Consider the following 25,298-nt stretch of genomic DNA (forward strand, 5'->3'; position numbering starts at 1 on the left):
TTTTTCACCCAAATTTGTATGCTTATTAGCATAACATTTCTTTCTTAATGGGTGGCCAAAATCACTGTACCACTACAAGTGAGAACGGAGCGCCAATGCGCTTAAGTTCGCGTCCCATGCCGCCATCTAAAATTGTTACCTTTTTCACTTATGGACTTCTATATGTCTAAATAATATGGCGCTATTCAAACATATTTTTTAAAAAATCATAATGAAACTTCATCAGGTTGAGCATGAAAAAAGTTCAACCTATTAAATACGCTATAAAAACGCACAAAAAAAGCGACACCTCATTAGGTAGTCGCTTTTTAGTAAGTATGATTAGCTTACTTATAAAAGGCTTCAACAGTGCCTTTTCTTGTAAGTAAAAGGGGTTGTCCGCGACGATCAAGCCCTTTTGGAGATGCAAACTTTATCCAACCTTCACTGATGCAGTATTCTTCAACATCAAAACGCTCTTTGCCGTTGAACGTGATACCAATATCGTGTTCAAAAACTTCTTCCACATGATGTGGGCTGCGTGGATTAATAGAAAGGCGATCTGGTAAAGCAGGTTTTGCGGTAGTGTCGTTCATGGTCATATTCTATATTGAATGAAGTATGCGCTATTGTAGGCAATACAAAGCTTTCGCTCAAGAGAGATAGTAGTAAATGTGTTTAAAAATGTACTAATTAATGAGTTGTGTATACAAATGAGATTGTGCTGGGGAAATATTTACAGAAGGGTTTTTGAAGATATTTGACTAAAAAATTATAAAGATAAATATATTAATGGGTTATTTCTAACCCACTAAATTGTTTAGCAATTAGATGCTAACAATGTTCTCGGCTTGTGGGCCTTTTTGACCTTGAGTAACAGTAAACTGTACACGTTGGCCTTCAGCTAGAGTTTTGAAACCGTCGCCAGAGATTGCGCTAAAATGTGCAAAAACGTCTGCGCCAGATTCTTGTTCGATAAAACCAAAACCTTTTGCTTCGTTAAACCATTTTACTGAACCAGTAGTTGTATTAGACATAATATGTATCCTAAAAAATTAATATAAGTGTGCCTGAAAAGAGGCGATTGAGCCGGAAAAAATAGTTAACTTGAGGATATCGCGTAGGATTATTACTAAAACAACTCGGTACTAACAAATAAAACAGAACTTCTTTCAAACTAGTATTCAAAATGGGTTATTGCTAACCCATCAAATTGTTTAGCAATTAGATGCTAACAATGTTTTCAGCCTGTGGGCCTTTTTGACCTTGAGTAACAGTAAACTGTACACGTTGGCCTTCAGCTAAAGTTTTAAAACCGTCGCCAGAGATTGCGCTAAAATGTGCGAACACGTCTGCGCCAGATTCTTGCTCGATAAAACCAAAACCTTTTGCTTCGTTAAACCATTTTACTGAACCAGTAGTTGTAGTAGACATAATATGTATCCTAAAAAATTAATATAAGTGTGCCTGAAAAGAGGCGATTGAGCCGGAAAAAATAGTTAACTTGAGGATATCGCGTAGGATTATTACTAAAACAACTCGGTACTAACAAATAAAACAAAACTTCTTTCAAACTAGTATTCAAAATGGGTTATTGCTAACCCACTAAATTGTTTAGCAATTAGATGCTAACAATGTTCTCGGCTTGTGGGCCTTTTTGACCTTGAGTAACAGTAAACTGTACACGTTGGCCTTCAGCTAGAGTTTTGAAACCGTCGCCAGAGATTGCGCTGAAATGTGCGAACACGTCTGCGCCAGATTCTTGCTCGATGAAACCAAAACCTTTTGCTTCGTTAAACCATTTTACTGAACCAGTAGTTGTAGTAGACATAATATGTATCCTAAAAAATTAATATAAGTGTGCCTGAAAAGAGGCGATTGAGCCGGAAAAAATAGTTAACTTGAGGATATCGCGTAGGATTATTACTAAAACAACGGGGTACTAACAAATAAAACAAAACTTCTTTCAAACTAGTATTCAAAATGGGTTATTGCTAACCCATTTTAACGAAAGCAATTAGATGCTAACGATGTTTTCAGCTTGTGGACCTTTTTGACCTTGAGTAACAGTAAACTGTACACGTTGGCCTTCAGCTAGAGTTTTGAAACCGTCGCCAGAGATCGCGCTGAAATGTGCGAAAACATCAGGACCAGATTCTTGCTCGATAAAACCAAAACCTTTTGCTTCGTTGAAAAATTTAACTGTACCAGTTGTAGTATTAGACATAATAGTATCCTAAGAATTAATAAAAGTGCGCCTTAAATTAGGCAATTTAACAGGAAGAAAACATACATTTAACTGAGGATAACGCGAAGGATTATTACTAAAACAACGTGGTACTTACAAATAAATAGGGTTTTCTGTCAACCCGATGGCAAGCAGGATAACAGTAAATTAAGTCATATACCAAGCCCTATTGTAAATTTATTTTAGAGTAAGTGCTTTATTTGTTTGTTCGTTTTTTAACTAACTAGTTATGATTGAGATGATCTTTTTAACTTATAAATTAAAGTTAAGTTTATTTTAATCAAAGCTTTACGCTTATTTTTGTACACGGTTTTAGAGTAGGTAAAATACAGGTTTTAACTGGTTAAAACATGACCTAATTACCTACTAAATTTTTTGATATATATCTTAAATAACGTGATTCATTAGCCCCAAATTACAAATCCAAGTATTAATAATGCAATCCAAAGTGTTTCAGCAACAATTAAAATAATAGGTTTTATACCTACTTCGGTAAGTTTTCCTAAATTAGTTTTCATACCAATGGCTGAAATAGCCGCAATTAAAAAGAACTGCGAAAGTTCGTTAGCGGTTTCAAGCACTATTATAGGAAGAGAAAAGCAGCTATTTATTATCATGAGTATGACAAAGCCAATTAAAAACCCAGGGACTTTAGGTAATTCTCCGTGTTTTTCTTTATTTGAGCGATTAATAACAACCATCATAATAAGTACAACGGGTAGCAGCATAGCAACACGTACAAGTTTAGTTAGGGTTGCTATATCGCCAGTCTCAGGTGATACCGAATAACCAGCACCTACTACCTGCGCTACGTCGTGTATTGTGCCGCCTAAAAATACGCCTGCATTATGGGCGTCAAACTCAAGGTAATTAACCACAATAGGGTAGAGGATCATAGCAAGGGTCGACATGGCTGTTACGCCAATAACCGTAAGTAAAGTATCGCGCTCTTTATGTTCGCTGTTTGGCATAATAGAGGAGATAGCTAGCGCAGCAGACGCTCCACAAATAGCAACTGAGCCGCCTGTAAGTGCACCAAAGCGTTTTTGTAAGCCAAATGCGCGCGCAAGTACTACGCCTAAAATAATAGTAGTAAATATAGCGCCCGCTAACATAAGTGCGGTTTGCCAACCTAGTGTTACTAAATCTCCCAGTGCTATGCGTGTGCCTAGCAGCACTATACCTACGCGCAAAACCGTGGTGCCGGTAAAGTCGATACCTTTGGCGCAAGGGCTATCGCTTTGATATAAAAATGAGACTGCCATACCCAGTAACAAAGCAAACAGCATGGCTGGCGCGCCGTAATGCTCACTTAAAAATAAAGCGGCAAGGCCAGTCATTGCAGTAATGCTGGTACCTTGCCATAAAGGTGATATTTTACAGCTTAATTTACTACTTAAGCGCTGCATTACGCTTTAGCTGCGGTAAGTGCTACTAACACTTGGCGTTTACGTTCGCCTGTAAAAGGGCGGCGACCATGCATAGCCATTTCGTTATCAACTAAAGCTACATCGCCATCTTGCCATGCAAGATCAAAGGTAAATACTTTTGAAAGCTCAACAATTTTATCAAGTCCAGCTTTAGGAATAGCACTGCCATCGCCAAAGGCAATAGCAACCGATGGGTTTTCGCGTACGCCTTTCCAGCCCATGTAAGCGGCAATCAGTTGGTTATAAAAAACCTGTACGTTGTTTTCAAGAGTTACTACAGCAGGAAGTACCGGTGTAACGGCTTTTAGTGAGCCGTCTTCAAGCCATTCCCACTCGTAACCCAGTTCGGTTAATTTGTTATGTGCTTCGTCTTTGGTTTCAACGCTTAGTGTACTTTTCCAGCTTCGGCCTTGGCCTGATGTTGCATCGTCAGCGGCTGGCATATAGGTGGTGTACTTTAGGCCTTTGTGTTCAAAGTCATGGGCAAGTTTACTGTCGTATTCTTTTAATGCGCTAAATAACTTATCTGATCGACAAAGAGGTGTTGCACCACCTTCTTCTGCGGCCGATTTACAAAAAAAGAATAACTTACTTGGCGAAATAGGCGTTTGTGCCATTTCGTGGTGTAAGTATATTTCTACATCTTTTGGCGCTTCGTTAGCTGTAAATACACGCTCGGTAAAATTAATACGCACCGCGTTTGAAAGCGACTCTTTATAAGTAAAATTGTCGTAATCAAACCCAGCTGAAAACGTATCAAATGTTTCGGCGCTATTTACAGGAAAGCCACGAAACAACACAGCTCCTGAGCTGCGAAGTTTTTTAGCTAGTTCGCTTTTATTGGCGCGAATGAAAGCTACCGCTTCTTCAACGGTGCTGGCGTTATTGTTATTAACCACAATGCACGGAAAAACCGAATCATCGAATGTTAATTGAGTTGGCACTGAGGCGTAGTTAATTTCGGTAGCTGACATTGTATGTTCCTAATCGTAAATTGGGTGAAAACGGTTAAAGGCAACTTCACAAAAGTGCCCAGGGTCGTTAAATCGGCGATTACTGTTAAGCGCAGAAATTTGCGCCATTTCTTGCTCTGTTAATTCAAAATCAAACAGTGCGAGGTTTTCTTTCATGCGTTCAAGTTTTGAAGTTTTTGGAATAATGGCAGTGCCACGTTGCACGCCCCAGCGAAGTACGACTTGTGCTGGCGTTTTGCCATGATTGTGTGCAGCCGCTTTAACAACGCTTTGCTCAAGAACCGATTCAGTTTTATCTGCCATTTCAAGCTCAAGGTACGAAAGTGCACCCAGTGGCGAAAACGCAGTAACCGGAATATCGTACTGCTTTGCGAGTCTTACTAATCGCTCTTGCGTTAAATAAGGGTGCGATTCAATTTGCAGCATGGCAGGCTTAATATTTGCGTAGGTCATTAAATCGTGAAGCAGTGCGCTTGAGTAATTACATACCCCAATGCGTTTTGCTTTGTTGTTGTGTACTTGTTCTTCCATTGCTTGCCACGTTAAATAAAGTGGTACTTTTGCAAGCTCCATTTGTGGGTTTTGTGCGTCTGGGTCAACAAACCATTCTGGTGGATAGCGGGTTTCTATTGGCACAAATGTTTGCGCAATCGGAAAATGAATTAGGTATAAGTCTAAGTAATCTAACTTTAAGTCACTTAGTGTTTTATCTATCGCGAGGCCAACATGCTCTGGTGCATGAAAGGTATTCCACAGTTTTGATGTTATCCATAATTCTTCGCGGGTACATAAGCCATCGTTTATTGCTTGGGCTATGCCATCGCCTACTTGTTCTTCGTTACCGTAGTCTGATGCGCAATCAAGATGGCGGTAACCTGCCTTGATGGCTTGGTATACCGTTTGTGCACAATCTTCTTGCGCTACTTTCCATAAACCGAACCCTACTGAAGGGATATTATTTAATGAACTCATTGGGAATTCCTGTTAAAAATGCATAATGACTTAGGTCTTGTATAAGACATAAGTTATTATACGAATCAAACAGTGTCAATACTGTGTTAACAGCAAAGCAGTAAATGAATGGGTTAAAAAACCTGCAGGCAGCAAAAAGGCAGCGTTTGCTGCCTTTAAAAAATATTTAATTATTATGCGCTAAAGTGGGTTGTTAGCACTAAATTGGCTCTTAATCAGTCGAGCTCAATTTGATAGTGGTAATGATCGCTACGGCATTTGCTCTGGCGGTATTCAATACGCTTACCTTCGATTGATTCGGTAATGCGTGATACCAGCAGCAGTGGGTCGCCAGCTTTAATAGCAAGCATTTTGGCATCATCCATTGTAGCAAGTACGGCTTTAATACTGTCTTGGGTTTTGTGTACAGTTTGGTTAAATTTGGTCTGATAGTAATGGTACAATGTATGCGGAATATCACTACTTTGATGTATATCAGGAAAGTAGCTTTGCGGTAGGTATATAGTTTCGCTCATGCAAAATTCGTTATCAAGAATACGCCTACGAACAAGCTTAGTAACTTTGTCTTTTTTATTGAGTTGTAACGCTTCTATTACTTCAACTGGCGCTGCACAAAGCTCAACCGATAGCAGTTCAGCCTTTGGTAAATCGGCACCTTTACCGTCGGCTTGTAACGGAAAAAACCTAAATAAGGCATCTTGCGCAGTATGTTGCGATACAAACGTACCAACGCCTTGGCGACGAGTTACTATTTTATTGTCGGTTAATAAGTTTAGTGCTTTACGAACCGTACCTTGGCTTACGTTAAATTCTTCAGCAAGGCGAAATTCGCTTGGTAGTGCTTCGCCAGGTACCCAACGTCTTTCAACAATGAGCTGTTTAATATAATCAGCCACTTGTAAGTAAAGTGGTTGAAAAGCCAAGCTTGGGCCACTTAATTTGTGATCAAACATAGAGTTACTCATTATTATTTACCATTAAATTTAATCCACCTGTAGTTATAGCATAGGTGAAACCTTTTACGCATATTTGCGCTAGCTCAATTAAACGTGAACTACTGCTGTAATGTTTAATAGGCGCAAAATATACATTATGCCTAAAAACAAATCGTTACACTACAATAGCTCACCCTTAGGAAATTAAAAGTGCTTAGTATTTCTTTTGAACTCATTTTGCTTATGGCGCTGTGCCTAAGCCTTGCCACTATTATGCAAACTCTTAGCGGGTTTGGCTTTGGGTTACTAGTGGTTGCAAGCTTTACATTGCTTGATGTATTGCCGCTTACAGCAACTACATTTTTAGTGAGCTTATTGGGTTTGGTTAACTCTACAACCGTGGTGGTTAAAAACCGCAGCTCGGTAAAAGTACCCGAGCTAAAACTTATGTTGTATACCGGTATTCCGTTAATGCTGGTAGGTTTTGTGCTGCTTGAGTTTATGTCGTCGCATTTAACGCACTATTTAAACTTTATTTTAGGCGTAAGCATTCTATTGTGCTGCGCTTTAATGCTGATTGGCCGCGATCGTGCTAATAAACAAAGCCGTCCTCGTTCGTTTTTAATAGCCGGTGGGGTAAGTGGATTACTTGGAGGGTTGTTTTCAACCTCTGGGCCACCGCTTGTGTTTCAGTGTTATAAGCAAAGTTGGTCTATTGAAGCTATTCGCAGTACGTTATTAGCGGTATTTACTATTGGCGGGCTAGTACGTGTAGGTATCGCTTTATTTGGTACTTTGCCAGAGCTCGACATTATGTTTTTAATTGCAGCGGCTATTCCTTTAGTGTTGCTAGTTACGCATTTTGCTCGTAAATTAACGCCCTACGTAGACGCTAAATGGATACGCATTATAGCTATTACGCTGCTAGGACTGAGCGGCGTATCGCTGGTGGCTACATCGGCGCCGGGTATATTTTAAAAATCGCGATGTAAATAATTCATCTTAGGGTTATTTACATTGACATGGGGATTACAATTATTTAACTTGTGTCTTATACAAGACTAATAATTGGTTAAGGAACTCCCATGAATGTATTTGAATTACGTGAGCCAGACTGGAACGCAATAGAGCCAGCACGCTTAACCGCACCGCCAAAGTTACAAGGTAATGTGCTGGTTTTGCCCACTCAGTTTGGTGATATTAGCGTAACGATAAGCCAGTTTGGTTTACGTTTAAATGCAGGCACCACACATGACGAGCAGTTTAAAATATTAACCACAACCCCATCAGAATATCCCCTTACACTTAGCAAAAACAATAATGATTACAGTGTAAGCGGTGGCGAATACCGCCTAGAATTTTACAGCGACCCTTTTCATTTCAAACTTTATAAAAACGATGAGCTAGTACAGCAATCAGCAACTGATGGCCACTTTGTACGCCAGCACCGTTTACCGCCACTAGCTAAAACCGATAACGGCTGGATACTAAGCCTTGAGCTTAACTACGATGAGGCAGTGTATGGTCTTGGCGAAAAGTGGGGCAAGCTTGATAAACGCGGCCAACTTATTCGTTCATATAACCACGATGCGCTGGGTGTTAACGCCGAAAAGTCTTATAAAAATACCCCGTATGCATGGAGTCCAGAAGGCTGGAACTTATTTGTACATACACCCGCGCCTGTTACCCATGGCGTAGGTTATGCATTGTGGTCGCAACGCGCTTATGTATGTTTAGTTGAAGATGACGCGCTAGATGTCTTTTTATATCAAGAACAAACACCTGCTCAAAGTATTAACCGCTATTGTGAACTAACAGGTTTTGCACCGGTGCCACCGCAGTGGAGCTTTGGTGTTATTTTATCAAAAGCGTATTACAAAGATGCCGACGAACTACTTAGTGTTGCCCGCGAAGTACGCACTAAAAAAATGCCGTGCGACGTAATTACCCTTGATGGCCGAGCATGGCAAGACACCGACACTCGCTTTGCCTTTGAATGGGACCCAACACGCTACGCCGACCCAAAACCAGTGCTTGATGAACTTAAAGCCATGGACTTTAAAATTTGTGTGTGGGAATACCCGATGATCTCGGTAAATAACCCATTGTTTGCTAAAGCGGCCGAAAACGGCTGGCTTATAAAAGACAAACGCACAGGCAAAGCGTATCAATACGAGTGGGATTTAAGTCCATTTGGCGAAGTACTTACGCCGCTGCCAGAGTCGGGTATTTTAGATTTTACTCATCCCGACGCTTACGAATACTGGCTTGAGTCGCATAAGCCTTTGTTTGAGCTTGGCGTAGATATGATAAAAGCAGATTTTGGCGAACAGCTAGAAGACGAAAATATGGTATCGCACAGTGGCGACAGCGGTATAAGATTACACAACGTTTATAGCATGTTGTACAACCGCTGCGTTTATGAAGCCGCCGAAAAATACTGTAAAACAGGGCCATTTTTATTTAGCCGCTCAGCATGGACGGGCAGCCAACGCTTCCCTGCACAGTGGGGCGGTGACCCACAAGCCGATTGGCAAGGTTTAGCGGCGAGTATTCGTGGCAGCTTAGCGTGGGGTATGTCGGGCGGACCGTTTTTTGCAACCGATATTGGCGGTTTTTACAAAGACACTCGCGACGCAGAGCTTTACGTGCGCTGGGCGCAAGCCTCAGTATTTAGCGCACACATGCGCTTGCATGGTATTGGCCCTCGCGAACCGTGGTCTTATACTGAGCAAGCAAGTGACGCGGTATTTGCAGCACTTAAACTACGCTACCAACTTATTCCTTATTTAGAACAAAGTGCAGAGCAAGCGCAGCAAACCGGTTTGCCGATTCAGCGTGCAATGGCACTGGCATTTCCTGATGATGTGCTAGCGCATAGTTTTGATCAGCAATTTATGTGCGGTGAAAAATTACTGGTTGTGCCATGTGTAGTACCAAACGGTAAAGTGAAATTTTATTTACCACAAGGCCGCTGGATTCGCTTTCCTGATAAACAAGCTTACGAAGGTGGTAAGTACTACGAGCACACACTCGCACTTGAAGAAATGGCAGTATTTATGCGCGAAGGCGACAGCCTAATGCTTGGCCCAGAGGTTCAACACACAGAACAAGACATGAGCCAATTAACGCCATGGCCTAAATAAAACTCGGCTTAATAAAAAACACACAACACACACATAACACACACAATAATAAAGATATTAGCTTACTTTTTACCGAGTAAAGTAAGCTAAAAGGGGCGCAAGATGGAAGGTATGAACATTACCATGACACTGCTATCGTGCTTGGCGTTTATGGCGCTGGTGGGATATATCTCGTACCAAAAAACCAAAGGGGAAGTTAACACCCAAGATGGCTACTTTTTAGCGGGTCGTGGGTTAACAGGTACATTTATAGCAGGGTCGATGATCCTTACTAACTTATCGGCCGAGCAACTAATTGGCCTTAATGGCTCAGCTTATGGTTACAACCTAAGCTCAATGGCGTGGGAAGTAACCGCAGGGATCTCAACCATTATTATGGCGTTGATCTTTTTGCCTCGTTATTTAGCGGGCGCGTTTTCTACCTTACCTGAATTTTTACGGGATCGTTTTGACGATACCGTACGACGCATGACGGTGATCTTATTTATGGTAGGGTATTGTTTTATAACGATCCCTTCTGTTTTGTACTCAGGATCAATTGCCGTACTTAGACTTTTTGATGTACCCACCTTATTAAATATGAGCTACCAAGCAAGCCTAATTGTGACCATTATTACAGTGGGTTCAGTTGGGGCTATTTATGCTGTATTTGGTGGTTTAAAGGCGGTTGCGGTATCAGATACCATTAACGGTGTTGGGTTATTAATTATTGGTATTTTAGTGCCAACACTGGGCTTAATTGCATTGGGTGATGGTAGTTTTTCAGAAGGGTTAAGCACCCTAGTAAACACCGACACAGAAAAGCTCAATGCTATTGGTAGTAGCGATGATCCCGTGCCATTTGGCACTATTTTTACAGGGATGATCTTAGCTAATTTGTTTTATTGGGGCACTAATCAGTATGTGATCCAGCGTACATTGGGCGCTAAAAACTTAGTTGAAGGTCAAAAAGGGGTGTTGTTTTCAGGGTACTTTAAAGTGCTAGTACCGTTTATGATGATGATCCCAGGCGTTATTGCTTACCATCTTTATAAACACGAAAGCCTGCCAACTATCGATTTAGCTTACCCACATTTGGTAAAAGAAGTACTTCCACAGTATTTATCTGGCTTCTTTTTGGCCGTATTGCTAGGTGCTGTATTTAGCTCATTTAACTCATTGCTCAATAGCGCGGCGACCTTATTTTGTTTAGACGTTTACAAACCAATGAAAAAAGACAAAGTAACAGACAGCCAACTTATAAAAGTGGCTAAAATTACCAGTATTATTATTGCCGTATTATCGTTTATAACCGCGCCATTATTGATGTTTGCACCTGAAGGCTTATGGCACATAATTCGTGTATTTACAGGTTTCTATAACATTCCGGTCATCACAATTGTATTGGTAGGTTTGTTTACTCGAAAAGTGCCTGCACTGGGCGCTAAAGTCGCGATTATATTCCATATTATTGCCTACACCTTGCTTAAATTTGTATGGGATGTAGACATTAACTTTATTCATATTTACGCCATTTTGTTCATAATTGAATTGGCAATAATGCTGGGTATTGGTTACTACAAACCACTTAAAACACCATGGCAATTTACACGCAAAGCCGAGGTAGACCTTAATCCTTGGAAGTACGCATTGCCTTGCGCCATCGTATTAGTAGGCTTGATTGTTAGCTTATATATATTGTTTTCTCCGCTCGGATTAGTGGGTGGAACCAGTGTGTACTTTGTACCAAGTTTAGTTGCTGTTTGGTCTACTGTTTTAGTGCTTAGCTGGTGGAGTGTACGTCGTTGGCAGGTTCGTTACGAAAATAGCTTAGCGCGTATTGGGGCTAAAAACGCCGCATAACGTGCGGCTATATTCTATACACCAAACTTAAATCACATTTAATTCACATAATGTTTGCATTAGTAAGATAGTTTGTTTAAATTTAAAGCTCTTATATAAGATATAAGAGCTTTAAGGAAAGTATCACACACACTGACACCGCTTTTTAGCAACTCACACAATTGCTAGCGCGGTACCACACAGCACACGCACAATATGGAGAATGACATGAGAGCTAAAAAGTCCGTCTTAAGCTTGGCAGTCACGTTAGCAATGACAACCGGTTTAGCGCTTAGCGCGCAGGTACATGCACAGCAAGAGCAAACCGAACAAGAACAACAAAAAACAGAAACAGCTAAAAACGATACATTTGAAAAAATAGTCGTTACTTCACAAAAAAGAACGCAAAGTTTAAACGAAGTACCTGTTGCGGTATCGGTACTTAATAGCGATCAAATTAATTCAGCTTTTGCTAATAACATGGAAGGCTTACAGTCACTTGTTCCTTCGGTTAGCTTTAGAAAAGGCACCACAACACGTAACTCAGCGCTAACAGTGCGCGGTATTGGTACTATTTCATTTAGTATTGCTGCCGAGCCAAGTGTGGCAACTGTTGTTGATGGCGTGGTACTTGGCCGCTCGGGTCAAGCCTTTGCCGATTTATACGACGTAGACCGCATTGAAGTATTACGCGGGCCACAAGGTACGTTATTTGGCAAAAACGCCTCAGCAGGTGTGGTAAATATTACCACTAAAGATCCGTCGTACGACACAACCGGCAGCGTAGAAACCTCGTTTTATCAAGATAACGAATACCGTTTTAAAGGTGTTATAAGCGGCGGTTTAACCGACGATTTAGCCGCTAGCTTAACGGTATTTAAAGGCAAGTTTGACGGTTACATTGATAACGTTTACAACAACGAAAAAGTAAACGGTTATGACCGCGAAGGTGCACGTGCTGTATTTAAATACGAGCCAGAGGACGACTTAAGCGTAAAATTTATAGCTGAATTTTATAACGCAGACGACGATTGTTGCGCCGACTTAGAAGCCCTGCCAAGTGGTCGTAATCCTGATTCAAAAGCAGCGCCAAACAGTAATGGTATTGTTGATGGCGTAGCCGATATTGACCTAGACCAACGCAAAGTAGACCATGATTACGAGTCGCGCACAATTGACGAACATAGCGCGTTTTCGGTGCAAGTTGATAAAACAATTGGCGACTATACGTACACGTCAATTACAGCGCAGCGCTCATGGGATAATACCGAATACCGCGAAGGCGACTTTACCTCTATTGCTGGCGACAGCAGCGAGCCAGTATTTGCCGCGCCGTTTCAACTACATGATATTGGTGCACAGCAATGGGATCAGTTTTCGCAAGAGTTTAGAGTTACATCAAACCTAGCAGGGCCATTTAACTATGTTGCTGGTTTATTTTACTGGAACATGGATTCACAACGTAACTTTACTCGTGATGCAAGTTGTCAAAACAATGGTGGCCAGCTTGATAGCGCAATGGCTTTTTACGCGCAAAATAACTTATCGGGCGCAGAGCTTGATGCCGCACTTGCTGATTTAGAAGGTTACACACAAGGGCTAGGCGTTAGCTGTAACGCAAACGATATTGTATCGGCCACTGCTTTTATGAGCACAGAATTTAACAACTGGGCAGCCTTTGCCGACGGTACTTACGATTTATCTGAAGATTTACGCGTATTATTTGGTATTCGTTACACCGACGATGAAGTGTCTTACACGCATCGCCGTGTAAGCAATGATGTATATGGCCGCACCGGTGTAGGCGTACGCCCAGCAACACTAAATACCGATGACGAAGGCAAAGCAGAAGAAACCAACGTATCGGGTCGTTTAGGTATGCAATACGATTTAGGCGATGGCCAAATGGTATACGGTACCTACTCGCAAGGTTACAAAGGGCCTGGTTTTAATATTTATTACAACTTTAATCCAGACACCGACAGCCGCGAAATATCGCCAGAAGAGTCTGATGCTTACGAAATTGGCTACAAATACGCAAGCCGCGAGTTTGTGTTTAACATGGCACTTTTCAGAACAGAAATTGAAGGTTTTCAAGCTAACAACTTTGACTGTTCAGACGGCACCTGTATTACCCGCTTAACAAACGCGGGCGATGTAAGCACACAAGGTGTTGAAGTTGACTTTATGTGGGCTGCAACAGAGTCACTAACGCTTACCGGTGGTGTCGCTTATATTAAAGCCGAAATTGACGAGTTTAATTGTCCGGCAGAAGTAGCTGCAGGTTCGTGTACTGACCGCTCTGGCTTAGATGTTCCATTTTCGCCAGATTTAAAATACTCACTAACAGCTGACTACTTTATTGAAACTGAGCATGGCTTTAACGTACACATAAATAGCTCATACATTTACACCGACGAGCAATACTCAGACTTGCCAGATAACGTAGGCGAGTTTAACCCAGCGTCGTTACTGCCAGATTACGGCATTTTAAACGCAAGTGTTGGCTTATCGTTTAAAGATGATGCGTTTAGAGTATCGCTTATTGCTAAAAACTTAACCGACGAAAGCTACGCAACTACCTACAGTGGCGATAACTTCCGTTACCAAATACCGCGTGATGCAGAGCGCTACTTTGGCGTATCGTTTAAGGCGCGTTTTTAATATTTAAATAATTACATTTAATAATTTCCCTGAAAATAAGCGCAACGTTTTACACGTTGCGCTTTTTTAATCAAAACAATCCTTTTGTATGCTTTTTAGGTTTTTTTTGTAAATTAATTGTACAGGTGGGCGTTGTTGTTCTATCTTTTTTGTACCTATTTAGGTTCAATTATTAAGGATAAAAATGAAAACTATATTAATTACTACAGGTATTATTTTGGCATCTATTTTTTCTGCACAAGCGAGTGCAGACCAAATGGAATGTTACGTAGATACTCAAGCATATGACCAATTTACTCCTAATCATTGTTTTGCTGTGATTTATGGTAAAAGAACAGCTACAGCAGTATTCAGAGTGGTAGGTAATGGCTCTGACATTGATAGTGTTGTTTGGTCAAATGCTGCGTCGTCTTGTGGCGTATCGGGTACATCATGCTCATTCTCGATAAAATCATTTAAAAGTAATAAAGCAGAAGCAACGGTATTATATACAGATGGTACTTGGAGCAAAGTTTCTGCAACGGCTTCGTTTGAAGATGGTCGTTAATAAAAATAATAACGTTTATTGAATGAATAAGCGCAACGTTTAACACGTTGCGCTTTTTTATTTTTGTGACTTATTTTTGTAATAGTTTAGTCATTTTACTTTCATCAAAATTACCTTTATCAGTCACATCTGTTTTCTATAGTGCAGCGGTTGATCTTTTTTGTGTTTACACATTTCAAAAAATAACCACTAAACAATGGGAATTACGGATGAAAATTAAAAAAGTCGCTGCGGCAATCGCGCTAACGTTAACGTTTAGCGCAGTGAGCCATGCTGATGTACTACCGCAAAGCCAAAAAGACAGCAGCTGGTATAGCGCTGCGCAAACTAAACTAACAACAAAAACAGCACAAGCGCAGGCTACACAAGCCACTAAAGCTAAAAACGTCATTTTATTTGTGGGCGATGGTATGGGTATTTCTACACTTACCGCCGCGCGCATTTTACAAGGGCAGCGTAATAACCAATCTGGCGAAGAAGGTTATTTAAGCTTTGAAGAGTTCCCATACTCTGCACAAGTTAAAACGTATAACGTAGATGCTCAAACTCCTGATTCAGCAGGCACGATGACGGCTATTATTTCGGGTGTAAAAACCGATGTGGGCGTTATTGGTGTAGACGAAGATATTGAACGCGGCGTGTGTTCAACAGTGGCAGGTAACGAGCTAATTACCGCGACTGAATTGGCTGAAATTAAAGGGCTATCTACCGGTATTATTTCTACAGCACGTATTACTCATGCAACCCCTGCTGCCACATATGCTAAATCGGCTGACCGTAACTGGGAAGACGTATCAGATATGCCAGAAGATGCAGTAACGGGTGGCTGTGAAGACATTGCATCGCAACTGGTTAACTTTGAAAAAAACCTAGAAGCACGATTTGTAGGGACCGACGTAGACGGCCTTGATTTTGTAATGGGGGGCGGTCGTCGTCACTTTTTACCAAAAGACGAAACAGCTAACTCAACAGATGCAGTAAGTGCTATAGAAGGCGACCGTACTGACGAGCGCAACTTAGTAACTGAGTGGCAAACACAATACCCAGATGCTACGTACGTGATGGATCAAACAGGCTTTGATGCAATAAGCGATGACGCCACTAAAGTATTTGGTTTATTTAACGAATCCCACATGCAATACGAAGCTGACCGCGCAAACGATGTAGCGGGCGAGCCTTCACTTACCGATATGACCACTAAAGCAATTGAAGTGCTTGGTAAAAACGATAATGGATTTTTCTTAACGGTTGAGTCGGGACGAATTGACCATGCGCACCACGCAGGTAATGCATACAACGCGCTTAACGACACCATTGAGTTTGCTAAAGCCGTGCAAGCAGCGGTAGATAACACAAACCCAGAAGAAACCCTTATTTTAGTAACCGCCGATCACAGCCATGTATTTACTATTGCAGGCTACCCTAAGCGTGGTAATCCAATTTTAGGTCAAGTAGTTGCAGTAGGTGCAACAACACCAAGCTTAGCCGCCGACGATATGCCGTACACCACCGTAGGTTACGCAAATGGTTTAGGTTTTAGAAACTTAGGCAGTGAGACCAACGCTGATGCAAGTTACACAAGTGCCGCTATTGCAGGGCGTGTTGAGCTAAATGGCGTAGATACAACAACCCCAGGCTTTCACCAAGAAGCAACTGTACCAATGGGCTCAGAAACACACGCGGGTGAAGACATATCTTTACATGCAAAAGGTCCTGGTGCTCAGCTAGCACAGGGCGTAATTGAACAAAACGTTGTATTTCATTTAATTAATCAAGCTCTTGAACTAACTCAGCAATAATGGCGGCTAACATGAACAAATTAACGGTACTTTCTTTGGCAGTAATGGTCGCGCTAGCAGGTTGCTCGAGTGACGATAACAAAAATGAAAACAATATTATCGCAGTAGATAACGCTATTGCAGTGGGCTCTGAGCAGTGTATTAATGGCGGTGTAGAGACGCAAGTAGGCGCAGATACCAATAATAACGACGTGCTAGATAGCGATGAAGTTAACTCAACTAATTTAGTGTGTAATGCACCTGCAACGTCGTTAACAAGCGAGCAGTTAGCCTCACTCACTAGTAATACTTGGTTTAGTGAAGCACAAACAAAATTGGGTGCAGCACAAACAGCCAGTAGCAACATTGTTACAGAATCAGGCAAAGCGAAAAACGTTATTTTATTTGTTGGTGATGGTATGGGTATTTCTACCATAACCGCAGCACGTATTTTAGCGGGTCAGTTAGAAGGTGAAATGGGTGAAGAACACCAGTTAAGCTTTGAAACTATGCCTTTTTCGGGCTTTGTAAAAACATACAACGTAGATGCGCAAACGCCAGATTCGGCAGGCACTATGACCGCAATGGCATCGGGTGTTAAAACCGACGCAGGCGTTATTGGTATTGATGAAGCGGTTGAACGTGGTAATTGTGCATCAGGCAAAGGGCACGAACTTGTTACCTCGTTAGAGCTTGCTGAAATTGCAGGTAAAGCAACAGGGATTATTTCTACAGCGCGTATTACTCACGCAACACCCGCTGCAACGTATGCTAAATCGGCAGAGCGTAACTGGGAAGATATCTCTGATATGCCAGAAAGTGCTGCAACGTGTGAAGATATTGCATCGCAACTAGTTAACTTTGAAGCCAACCTAGAAGCACGCTTTAGTGGTGTTGATGTAGACGGTATTGACGTAGTAATGGGCGGCGGTCGTCGTCACTTTTTACCAAAAGATGCCGCGTTTAATTCAGCTGATGCAGTGAGTGCTGTTGAAGGTGATCGAACAGATAACCGCGACTTAACCGCAGAGTGGAAAACGCAATATCCAAATGGCACGTACGTAATGGATCAAACCGGTTTTGATGCAATAAGTGACGACGCCACTAAAGTGTTTGGCTTATTTAACGAATCCCACATGCAGTACGAAGCTGACCGCGCAAACGATGTAGCAGGCGAGCCTTCGCTTTCACAAATGACCGAAAAAGCAATAAACGTACTTGATAACAACGAGCAAGGTTTTTTCTTAACGGTTGAGTCGGGTCGAATTGACCACGCGCATCATGCGGGTAACGCTTATAACGCGTTAAACGACACTATTGAGCTTGCTAAAGCCGTTAAAGTGGCAATGGAAAACACCAACCCAGAAGAAACATTAATAGTTGTAACTGCCGATCACAGCCATGTATTTACCATTGCCGGTTATCCTAAACGCGGTAACCCAATTTTAGGTAAAGTAGTTGCAGTAGGCGCAACTGAGCCAAGCTTAGCTGCCGACGATATGCCTTATACAACGGTTGGTTACACCAATGGTGGTGGCTTTAGAAACCTAGGTAGCGAGACTGATGCCGATGCAGGTTATGCGTTTGCACCGGTTACAGGGCGTGTTGATTTAACAGATGTTGATACAACAACACCTGGTTTTCATCAAGAATCACTGGTACCAATGGGCTCTGAAACACATGCCGGTGAAGACGTAGGCGTTTATGCAATGGGACCAGGTGCACACTTGGTAACAGGCACAAACGAGCAAAGCTTTTTGTTCCATGTAATGGACTTTGCAGCTGACTTTGTAAAAGCAGCAGACGAAAAACTAGCGCAATAAATATCGTCTAGTTATAAATTTAGTTAAATATATCTAAATAAAAAACCCCGCCTACTTTGCGGGGTTTTTGTCATTAAACTGACATTTATAATCGTTATGTTATTGCCATAAACTTGAAATATAAATAAGAGATAGCTAAATGAAAAAAGCGTTATTAATAATTGCCACGCTTGTGAGTACAAGTAGCTTTGCCTCGCAATGTGATATTGATGCTAAGCATTTAAAAGCGGATTATAAAATTACCAACAGCCATAAAGCGCAGCAAAATAGCGAGTCACTTACCCTTTGGCGAAACAATCAGCAAGTAGCGCATCAAAGTGAAGTAATAACCGAACTTTGGCAGCACTTAGCCAATAATCAAATACGACCAATACGTTATTTTAATGCCCAGCAACGCGGCATTGAATATCAACCATCTGAGGTACGCGGCGTACAAAACTGGAGTGCTAAAAGTCAGCTGGTGGATAATCACCTAATCGAAAAAATGACGTTAGTAAGCACACAAGGCACAGGCTGTGATGAAGTAAAAAATTATACGTTGAGCGAAAATGGCAACGACTTTAACCTCGCCTTTTATACGCATTCAAAATTAGTTAAAACATTTAGCATTAGTAATAAAAAAAGCCAAACAAGTACATTGCTAAGCCTTAATAAAGTAAGTACAGATGTGCTATTAATTACCGCTCAATTTGCACAGTGGGATCGTTTTCAAACCACCGATTACGCCGACATTGGCGATAACGAAGGCGACCCGTTTTTAGCTAAAATGATAAACCTTGGTTTTATTGAGCACAGCGCAACAGGTTTTTATAACCAGCAGGGCGAGGCTATTCAAGGCGGGCACCACCACTAGGTTTTGGAGCTTTTAAATGCTGTAGCTTATAGCTGGAAGAATGACAGTTATGAGCTACAAATAGGTATTTAAAAAGTAGATTAATTTAAGCCATTTCCACCCAAGTAATACAACAAACACTTTTCCATTTTATAAAACACACCATCAGCCGCATAAGATTTATAGTTGGTAATAATTTACACTATTTGATATTAATAGAAGTTCACACAATAGGGACATTTTGTGAAGATAAGGAAATGTCCTCAGATAAAGTTGTAAGGCCCTATGCAAATACTTGGTATTGGCTGAAACTCAAGGAGGTTACATGATTGGATCGATTTGGAGTAAGTGGGATTTACACATTCATTCTCCATACACCCATCAAGCTAATGAATATGGATCATCTACTATAGATGAGTTTGTTGATAAGATAATATCTTCAGAACTTAGCCTAACAGGAATTACTAACTATTTTTTCTTTAAAGATAACGAACTAGAGGAAATTAGAGATAAATTTCAAGAAAAAGGTATTGAGCATACAGTCTTAGGCAATCTAGAATTTCGTATTGATCAGCAAAACAAAGATGGTGAGTGGATCAACGTTCATTGTATATTTTCGGAAAATATAACTACTCAACGAATAAATACCATTTTATCTACTCTCCCTATCTCTAACACAACTGCTGATGGCAAGCATATCTATTGTTCCCAACAATCTCTTACCGATTCACAAACTAAAACATCTGAAGCTGTTGTAAAGTTTGATTCATTGATAGCTCACCTAAATAATAATTTAAAGTTCGGGATCGATTTTTTAATAGCAGCTTGTCCAAATGGATATGGTGGCTTTAGACCTGATATGAAAGAAGGTAGATCACTAGCTGTTGCACTAGAAATAGAGAAAAGGTGCCAAATTATTTTAGGTCGGCCTCAAGATAGAAATTTTTTCCTGAATAACGAAAGGTACCCATCTGCGAAGCAAAAGCCGGTTTTTTATGCTTCAGATGCTCACAAACTTGAATATATTGGCACAATGTATTCTTGGGTCAAAGCAAAACCAACCTTTGAAGGCTTAAGGCAAGCTATTATTGAACCCGACCTCAGGGTTCAGCAAACGAATGACTTTGTGGAAAAAACATACAGTAAGCCATGGTTTAAATCAGTTAAGTTAGGTGGAAAAATTTTTTCTGGTGAGGATATAAGTTTTTTTAACCAAACAATCCCATTAAATCCGAACCTAGTCACGATTGTGGGTGGGAGGGGGACTGGCAAAAGCCTTTTTCTAGATGCAATGCACTCAAGATTTAACCATCAATCTCAGCACTCAAATGCGCGGAGGGTTAGCGGTGAAAGCCTTAGTGTTGAACTAGACCAAGGTGATGGGACGGTATTAAAATTCGATTCTTCTGCAAATACGTACTCTTATTTACATGTTTCTCAAGGAGATGTTCAACATTTCAGTCAAAAGCCTGATGATCTGAGTGGCGAGATAAAAAGAATGTTAGGAATCCATGGTATAGAGTTTGATTCTGTTACCAGTTCTGAAATATCAAACAATCTGAGTAAATATCGTACGTTCGTTGAGTATTGGGAAGATGTTGATTCTCAAAGCCAGCGTATTAATACGCAACAATATCAACAAAGTGTTATTGATAGTAATGTTCAGTTAATTGGCACGCTTACTAACCCTCAAAATAAGTTGTTAATTGAACGATATCAAAATAACTCAAAGAGTATTAACGAAAAAAACAACTTCATTGATGAAGCAAGGAGTACGCTAGCTCTTTTGTGTCGCCATGCTTTAGAAATAAACCAAAGAATTACGTTGTTAAATGCCAATCATTGCTCAGTAAATAAGTCGCCATTGATTGATGAAGCTTTGGTCAAAGACCCCATTAGTAAAAATATAGATATATGTAAGAGTGAAATTCAAACATTAATCGAATCAAATAATGAAATTGCTATTCAGTTTAGACAGCAAGGTATCAATCAGGATATATCATCTTTGCTAAGCAAAGTTACTGAGTTTCAAAAGTCTATTGATCAGGCATCATCGAAATTAGATGAGATAAATCAAAAGACAATAGAGTATCAAGCGTTTGTTAGGGAGCGTGGAGAGCTTGCTTTAAAATACAAAGAGTACATTGATTGTCAAAAAAACAACATCAACCAGGCCTTTGAAAAGCTTAAAATTCAACAGCCAGGCTGGAATTTTGAGCAAAATGAATTGGTTCAGGAAATTCTTTTAGATATACATATTAATGGTAACGTCGTATTCAATGTGCAGCATTTTTACAGTGGGATGGAAGAATGCTTAAATCGTGGAAAATTTAGAAGTACAAGTGATAAATCTACTTTTGATCGGTTGCAAGAAACATTTTGCGTAAGATCAATAGATGACTTCTTCAAGCTATTGTCTGGTGAAAAAATCATTAATTGTGATGGTGTTCCAACGAGTATAGAAGAGTTCTTTTGGAAACCAGAGTTCTTTAATAAAGGAGGGCGATTTGAATTATTAAATTATCTCTATTCACCTACAAATATTAAAAGGTATCTATATGCAAATGCAGACTTCCAGTACAAGGGAAAGACTGTAAATAAGCTCTCTGTTGGCCAACGAGGCACATTTTATGTTTGTTTAAAATTGGCAACTGATCCATTCGGTAGCCCATTTGTATTTGATCAGCCTGAAGATGATCTAGACAATGAATTTATTATGTCACAGCTAGTTCCTTTATTTAGAAAAATAAAGAAATACCGACAAGTCATCATTGTTACACACAATGCGAATTTGGTCGTAAATACCGATGCAGAACAAATAATTATCGCTGACAATCAAGGTGAGAGTATCCGTTATACTTCAGGTTCTGTTGAAGATGGTAATGTTAAGGAAAACGTAGGTATAAGAGCAGAGATTTGTAATATTTTGGAAGGTGGTAGCTATGCTTTCGAGAAGAGAGAGCGTAAGTATGGTATCCAAAAGTAGGTTTAACAAGTCACTACACTTGAAAGCTTGATTTGCTTCACTCCTCCGAACTCCGGTGAGTGAAGCGTCAATACCCGCTAAGACAACAGATACTAATTACTACTCCAAATGAGGATCATCAGGCTTTTTAGGTTTACTCGCTACTTCTGTTAAGCCGTCTTCGCAATCACCGCTGTCGCAGGTATTTAAATCGCTTTGTGCTTGTTTATCTTGTTGCAGCACTTGCTTTAAATCTTCCATGCGTTGGCGCACGGCTACGCCGTAGCTGGCGTCGTCTCCCCATAATGCAGCCAGTTGCAGTACTGCAGCGCGGTCGTGGTCTCTAAACAGTTTACCAGCACGCTCTGCATCTTGCTTAGTGTTACCTAGTAACTCGAGTGCTTCTACGGCAAGGTTAATAGCTGAGTCGACTGTTTCGCGGTTAAACGCATCTACTTTTAAATTAAGTAATTGATACGCATGGCGACGGTCGATTGCGCGGGCAACAATTTTAAGTTGCGGGTAGTTTTTATGGGCGAGCTTAATTATCTCTATGGTTTTATCGGGGTCGTCTATTGCTACTACCAACATTTGTGCGGTGTGCGCGCCTGCGGCTTCAAGGAGTTCTTGGCGTGCGGCATCGCCATAAAATACGGTGTTACCAAAACGGCGCAGTAATTCTATTTGGCTAGGGCTGTGATCAAGTACGGTAATTTCGTAGCCTTGAGCGTGCAGTAAGCGCCCCATAATTTGGCCAAAACGTCCGTAGCCGGCAATAATTACGTGTTTAGCGGTACTTATTTGTTCTGGCTTATCAAACTCAGGCATAGCACTGCTGCTGCGTTTTTGTATTTGCTCATAAACCATAAGTAGTAACGGCGCTATTAGCATTGATACTGCAACAACTAAGGTAACAAGACTGGTTTGCTCGGGCGTTAAAATGCTTAAGGTGGTGGTTACGCTTAAAAGTACAAAGGCAAACTCACCCCCTTGGGCAAGCGCTAAGGCAAATAATAACTGCTGTTTACTGTTAATTTTAAAGGTAACGGCAAGGGCAAATAAAATGCAGGCTTTAACTACAATGAGTAAAACCACTAAGCCTATAACGGTACTAAACTCGTTAAATAGCAGTTCAAAGTTAATTGATGCGCCAACAGTTATAAAAAACAATCCTAAAAGTAAGCCTTTAAAGGGTTCTATATCGGCTTCTAATTCGTGTCTAAATTCGCTCTCGGCAAGTACAACGCCGGCTAAAAAAGTCCCCAGCGCAGGCGATAAACCAATACTTTGCATAACCAGTGCAATAGCGACCACTAAAAACAGTGCAAAAATAGTAAATATTTCACGCATGTGGGTTTGCGCTATATATCTAAATAACGGTGCCGATACATATTTACCGCCGGCAATAATAGCGGCAATAACCGCGACTGATACACATACTTGTTGCCATACAGGCCAGCTTGCAATAATCGAGTCGCTGATTTCTTTTGTGCTAGTTTGCGGGGCAAATGCAAGCAGTGGCAATAGGGCTAAAATAGGAATAATGGCGATGTCTTGAAACAGCAATACCGAAAATGCGTTTTGTCCGGCTTCTTGCTTTAGCCAGCCTTTTTCTTCAAGGCTTTGCAGTACAATAGCGGTAGAGGAGAGCGCCAGCATTAAACCAATGGCGAGTGCGGTTTGCCAATGCATGGCAAAAAACCAATAACAAAATGCAAATATAGCCGCTGCCGATAGCACAACCTGTAAGCCGCCAAGCCCTAAAATAGAGTGGCGTAATGTCCATAAACGCGAAGGTTGTAGTTCAAGGCCCACTAAAAACAGCATCATTACTACGCCAAATTCAGCGAAGTGCATTACATCGGTTTGATCGCCCACAACACCCAGCGCATAAGGGCCAATGAGTATTCCGGCAATTAAATAACCTAACACAGAGCCAAGTCCGACTCGTTTTGCAATAGGGACAGCTACAATGGCTGCTGCTAAGTAAATTAAAGCTATTTCTAACACGCGTTTATCCTAAGTCATTCTATTTATGCTCAAGGTATTTGAGCATAAATAGAATGACTTAGGTTCTTATAAAATACAATGATTCATGTTGCTGAAAATACGTTATTTTTAGCTCATACTGTTAGTCAGCTACTTTTACAGAACCGCTAATATTATCAATGCTCACATCGCCAGAACCTGATTCAGTAATAGTTAGCCCTTTTGCATAATTAACACGAATATCGCCAGACCCGTCTTCGATAGTGACGCTTGAGCCAATATGCTCAATAAGCATGTCGCCAGAATTATCATCTACATTAACAGCTCCGTTTATATGGCTTATTACTATATCACCCGAGCCATCTTCAACGTTTAGCGAACCGTTTACATTACTTACGTGCATTTCGCCTGAACCATCTTCAATAATTGCATTGCCGCTTACATTATTTATATGAATGCTGCCAGAGCCGTCGGTTAGTTCTACATTACCTGCGATGTTTTCAAGGTTTACTTCACCAGATCCATCGTCAATAGTTAGGTTTTTAGCACCGCTTATAGTTAAGTCCCCCGAGCCGTCTTTTACATTCATATTGCTTTGCATTGCACTTATAACAATGTCGCCAGAGCCATCATCAATATCTAAATTAAGATTACTTGGTACGGTAACAACTAAATCAATATGTGGTGATTGACCACTGTAAAAGCTAATACCATTACGACTTTTATTTTGAGCAACAAGCTTTGCCTGTTTACCGTCTTGCTCTAGTGTTAGCTCGTACTCATCTTCAATATCGGCTGTGTAAATAGTGGCATCAACACGAATGCTGGTGGCTGTTTGTGAGCCTTTTATTTCAAGGTTGCCTGCGCCACTTAAAACATTTAAATACTCAAGATTGTTGCTAGGCAATGTGAGCTGTTGTGTTTGTTTTACAGACGCCACGCTTGGCGATATGTGAAACACACAACCACTTAATAATAAAATACCGCTAATTAGCGAAAGTGGTTTTGTAATGCGAGAGACTGTTGATGAACTCATATTTAATCCTTTGATCTTTATTGTTTGAATTTAGTATGAGTACAATAGAGCAAAAAGGAGACCAAAAGTTAATCCTTTGTTTTATATTGGGTTTTATTTTTTATGAAAATAAAAATAATCAAAAAGTAGTTAAAAAAACCAAATTTTGATAAATAATAA

The 25,298-nt window shown here is 40.7% G+C and carries 20 protein-coding genes; 9 read left to right on the forward strand and 11 right to left on the reverse strand.

Annotated features, from left to right (window positions below; all coding sequences use genetic code 11):
- Nucleotides 1–326 precede the first annotated feature (326 nt).
- The 9 genes from I6F50_RS13085 to I6F50_RS13125 all read right to left on the reverse strand — a co-directional run bounded on the left by I6F50_RS13085 (nucleotide 327) and on the right by I6F50_RS13125 (nucleotide 6,568).
- Entirely contained in the window at nucleotides 327–575 is a 249-nt protein-coding gene (locus I6F50_RS13085; protein ID WP_002963088.1) for a DUF3297 family protein, read from the reverse strand.
- A 231-nt stretch (nucleotides 576–806) separates the two neighbouring features.
- Nucleotides 807–1,016 (reverse strand): cold-shock protein, encoded by a 210-nt coding sequence (locus tag I6F50_RS13090; protein WP_007580429.1) that lies wholly within the window; start codon nucleotides 1,014–1,016, stop codon nucleotides 807–809.
- A gap of 187 nt (nucleotides 1,017–1,203) precedes the next feature.
- Entirely contained in the window at nucleotides 1,204–1,413 is a 210-nt protein-coding gene (locus tag I6F50_RS13095) for a cold-shock protein (RefSeq protein WP_010554515.1), read from the reverse strand.
- Nucleotides 1,414–1,600: 187 nt separating this feature from the next.
- On the reverse strand, nucleotides 1,601–1,810 hold the full coding sequence (locus I6F50_RS13100) for a cold-shock protein (RefSeq protein WP_010554515.1): 210 nt from the start codon (nucleotides 1,808–1,810) through the stop codon (nucleotides 1,601–1,603).
- Nucleotides 1,811–1,996: 186 nt separating this feature from the next.
- The gene (locus I6F50_RS13105; protein WP_006792548.1) at nucleotides 1,997–2,206 is read right to left on the reverse strand and encodes a cold-shock protein; all 210 of its coding nucleotides are present in this window, start codon (nucleotides 2,204–2,206) and stop codon (nucleotides 1,997–1,999) included.
- Nucleotides 2,207–2,631: 425 nt separating this feature from the next.
- Complete coding sequence (locus tag I6F50_RS13110) at nucleotides 2,632–3,636, reverse strand: YeiH family protein (RefSeq protein WP_197176444.1); 1,005 nt, start codon at nucleotides 3,634–3,636, stop codon at nucleotides 2,632–2,634.
- Nucleotides 3,636–4,631, reverse strand: coding sequence for a TauD/TfdA family dioxygenase (locus I6F50_RS13115; protein ID WP_197141798.1), 996 nt, complete (start codon nucleotides 4,629–4,631; stop codon nucleotides 3,636–3,638). The genes I6F50_RS13110 and I6F50_RS13115 overlap by 1 nt, the downstream gene beginning before the upstream one ends.
- Before the next feature lie 9 nt (nucleotides 4,632–4,640).
- Nucleotides 4,641–5,603, reverse strand: a complete 963-nt coding sequence (locus tag I6F50_RS13120; RefSeq protein ID WP_197119534.1) for an aldo/keto reductase — start codon at nucleotides 5,601–5,603, stop codon at nucleotides 4,641–4,643.
- A 215-nt stretch (nucleotides 5,604–5,818) separates the two neighbouring features.
- Nucleotides 5,819–6,568 (reverse strand): GntR family transcriptional regulator, encoded by a 750-nt coding sequence (locus I6F50_RS13125; RefSeq protein WP_024589596.1) that lies wholly within the window; start codon nucleotides 6,566–6,568, stop codon nucleotides 5,819–5,821.
- Nucleotides 6,569–6,748: 180 nt separating this feature from the next.
- Between I6F50_RS13125 and I6F50_RS13130 the strand changes: the two genes are divergently transcribed.
- The 9 genes from I6F50_RS13130 to I6F50_RS13170 all read left to right on the forward strand — a co-directional run bounded on the left by I6F50_RS13130 (nucleotide 6,749) and on the right by I6F50_RS13170 (nucleotide 22,135).
- Nucleotides 6,749–7,516, forward strand: coding sequence for a sulfite exporter TauE/SafE family protein (locus I6F50_RS13130; protein WP_331458729.1), 768 nt, complete (start codon nucleotides 6,749–6,751; stop codon nucleotides 7,514–7,516).
- Between the two features lie 107 nt (nucleotides 7,517–7,623).
- Nucleotides 7,624–9,684 (forward strand): alpha-xylosidase, encoded by a 2,061-nt coding sequence (locus tag I6F50_RS13135; protein WP_197176446.1) that lies wholly within the window; start codon nucleotides 7,624–7,626, stop codon nucleotides 9,682–9,684.
- Between the two features lie 102 nt (nucleotides 9,685–9,786).
- Entirely contained in the window at nucleotides 9,787–11,526 is a 1,740-nt protein-coding gene (locus I6F50_RS13140; protein WP_197141785.1) for a solute:sodium symporter family transporter, read from the forward strand.
- A gap of 207 nt (nucleotides 11,527–11,733) precedes the next feature.
- Entirely contained in the window at nucleotides 11,734–14,169 is a 2,436-nt protein-coding gene (locus I6F50_RS13145) for a TonB-dependent receptor (RefSeq protein ID WP_197176448.1), read from the forward strand.
- Nucleotides 14,170–14,353: 184 nt separating this feature from the next.
- Entirely contained in the window at nucleotides 14,354–14,716 is a 363-nt protein-coding gene (locus tag I6F50_RS13150; RefSeq protein ID WP_165729361.1) for a hypothetical protein, read from the forward strand.
- Nucleotides 14,717–14,925: 209 nt separating this feature from the next.
- Complete coding sequence (locus I6F50_RS13155; RefSeq protein WP_165729362.1) at nucleotides 14,926–16,515, forward strand: alkaline phosphatase; 1,590 nt, start codon at nucleotides 14,926–14,928, stop codon at nucleotides 16,513–16,515.
- 11 nt (nucleotides 16,516–16,526) lie between these two features.
- On the forward strand, nucleotides 16,527–18,317 hold the full coding sequence (locus I6F50_RS13160) for an alkaline phosphatase (protein ID WP_197176450.1): 1,791 nt from the start codon (nucleotides 16,527–16,529) through the stop codon (nucleotides 18,315–18,317).
- Nucleotides 18,318–18,456: 139 nt separating this feature from the next.
- Nucleotides 18,457–19,170, forward strand: a complete 714-nt coding sequence (locus I6F50_RS13165; RefSeq protein WP_197176451.1) for a hypothetical protein — start codon at nucleotides 18,457–18,459, stop codon at nucleotides 19,168–19,170.
- A gap of 304 nt (nucleotides 19,171–19,474) precedes the next feature.
- Nucleotides 19,475–22,135, forward strand: a complete 2,661-nt coding sequence (locus I6F50_RS13170) for a TrlF family AAA-like ATPase (RefSeq protein ID WP_197176452.1) — start codon at nucleotides 19,475–19,477, stop codon at nucleotides 22,133–22,135.
- A gap of 99 nt (nucleotides 22,136–22,234) precedes the next feature.
- On the opposite strand, the gene I6F50_RS13175 is transcribed toward I6F50_RS13170, so the two are convergent.
- The gene (locus tag I6F50_RS13175) at nucleotides 22,235–24,124 is read right to left on the reverse strand and encodes a monovalent cation:proton antiporter-2 (CPA2) family protein (RefSeq protein WP_197176456.1); all 1,890 of its coding nucleotides are present in this window, start codon (nucleotides 24,122–24,124) and stop codon (nucleotides 22,235–22,237) included.
- Between the two features lie 121 nt (nucleotides 24,125–24,245).
- Nucleotides 24,246–25,139 carry a hypothetical protein gene (locus I6F50_RS13180; RefSeq protein WP_197161081.1) on the reverse strand — a complete coding sequence of 298 codons (894 nt, stop codon included), beginning with the start codon at nucleotides 25,137–25,139 and terminating at the stop codon, nucleotides 24,246–24,248.
- Nucleotides 25,140–25,298 lie beyond the last annotated feature (159 nt).

The organism is Pseudoalteromonas sp. NZS127_1, from assembly GCF_015864295.1.
GTDB classification, from domain to species: domain Bacteria; phylum Pseudomonadota; class Gammaproteobacteria; order Enterobacterales; family Alteromonadaceae; genus Pseudoalteromonas; species Pseudoalteromonas arctica.

Coding starts and splice junctions, on each gene's coding strand:
- I6F50_RS13090 (WP_007580429.1), bottom strand. CDS start 1,016: ATGTCTAATACAACTACTGGTTCAGTAAAATGGTTTAACGAAGCAAAA.
- I6F50_RS13110 (WP_197176444.1), bottom strand. CDS start 3,636: ATGCAGCGCTTAAGTAGTAAATTAAGCTGTAAAATATCACCTTTATGG.
- I6F50_RS13160 (WP_197176450.1), top strand. CDS start 16,527: ATGAACAAATTAACGGTACTTTCTTTGGCAGTAATGGTCGCGCTAGCA.
- I6F50_RS13145 (WP_197176448.1), top strand. CDS start 11,734: ATGAGAGCTAAAAAGTCCGTCTTAAGCTTGGCAGTCACGTTAGCAATG.
- I6F50_RS13120 (WP_197119534.1), bottom strand. CDS start 5,603: ATGAGTTCATTAAATAATATCCCTTCAGTAGGGTTCGGTTTATGGAAA.
- I6F50_RS13105 (WP_006792548.1), bottom strand. CDS start 2,206: ATGTCTAATACTACAACTGGTACAGTTAAATTTTTCAACGAAGCAAAA.
- I6F50_RS13115 (WP_197141798.1), bottom strand. CDS start 4,631: ATGTCAGCTACCGAAATTAACTACGCCTCAGTGCCAACTCAATTAACA.
- I6F50_RS13170 (WP_197176452.1), top strand. CDS start 19,475: ATGATTGGATCGATTTGGAGTAAGTGGGATTTACACATTCATTCTCCA.
- I6F50_RS13180 (WP_197161081.1), bottom strand. CDS start 25,139: ATGAGTTCATCAACAGTCTCTCGCATTACAAAACCACTTTCGCTAATT.
- I6F50_RS13155 (WP_165729362.1), top strand. CDS start 14,926: ATGAAAATTAAAAAAGTCGCTGCGGCAATCGCGCTAACGTTAACGTTT.
- I6F50_RS13140 (WP_197141785.1), top strand. CDS start 9,787: ATGGAAGGTATGAACATTACCATGACACTGCTATCGTGCTTGGCGTTT.
- I6F50_RS13165 (WP_197176451.1), top strand. CDS start 18,457: ATGAAAAAAGCGTTATTAATAATTGCCACGCTTGTGAGTACAAGTAGC.
- I6F50_RS13095 (WP_010554515.1), bottom strand. CDS start 1,413: ATGTCTACTACAACTACTGGTTCAGTAAAATGGTTTAACGAAGCAAAA.
- I6F50_RS13085 (WP_002963088.1), bottom strand. CDS start 575: ATGAACGACACTACCGCAAAACCTGCTTTACCAGATCGCCTTTCTATT.
- I6F50_RS13150 (WP_165729361.1), top strand. CDS start 14,354: ATGAAAACTATATTAATTACTACAGGTATTATTTTGGCATCTATTTTT.
- I6F50_RS13100 (WP_010554515.1), bottom strand. CDS start 1,810: ATGTCTACTACAACTACTGGTTCAGTAAAATGGTTTAACGAAGCAAAA.
- I6F50_RS13125 (WP_024589596.1), bottom strand. CDS start 6,568: ATGAGTAACTCTATGTTTGATCACAAATTAAGTGGCCCAAGCTTGGCT.
- I6F50_RS13135 (WP_197176446.1), top strand. CDS start 7,624: ATGAATGTATTTGAATTACGTGAGCCAGACTGGAACGCAATAGAGCCA.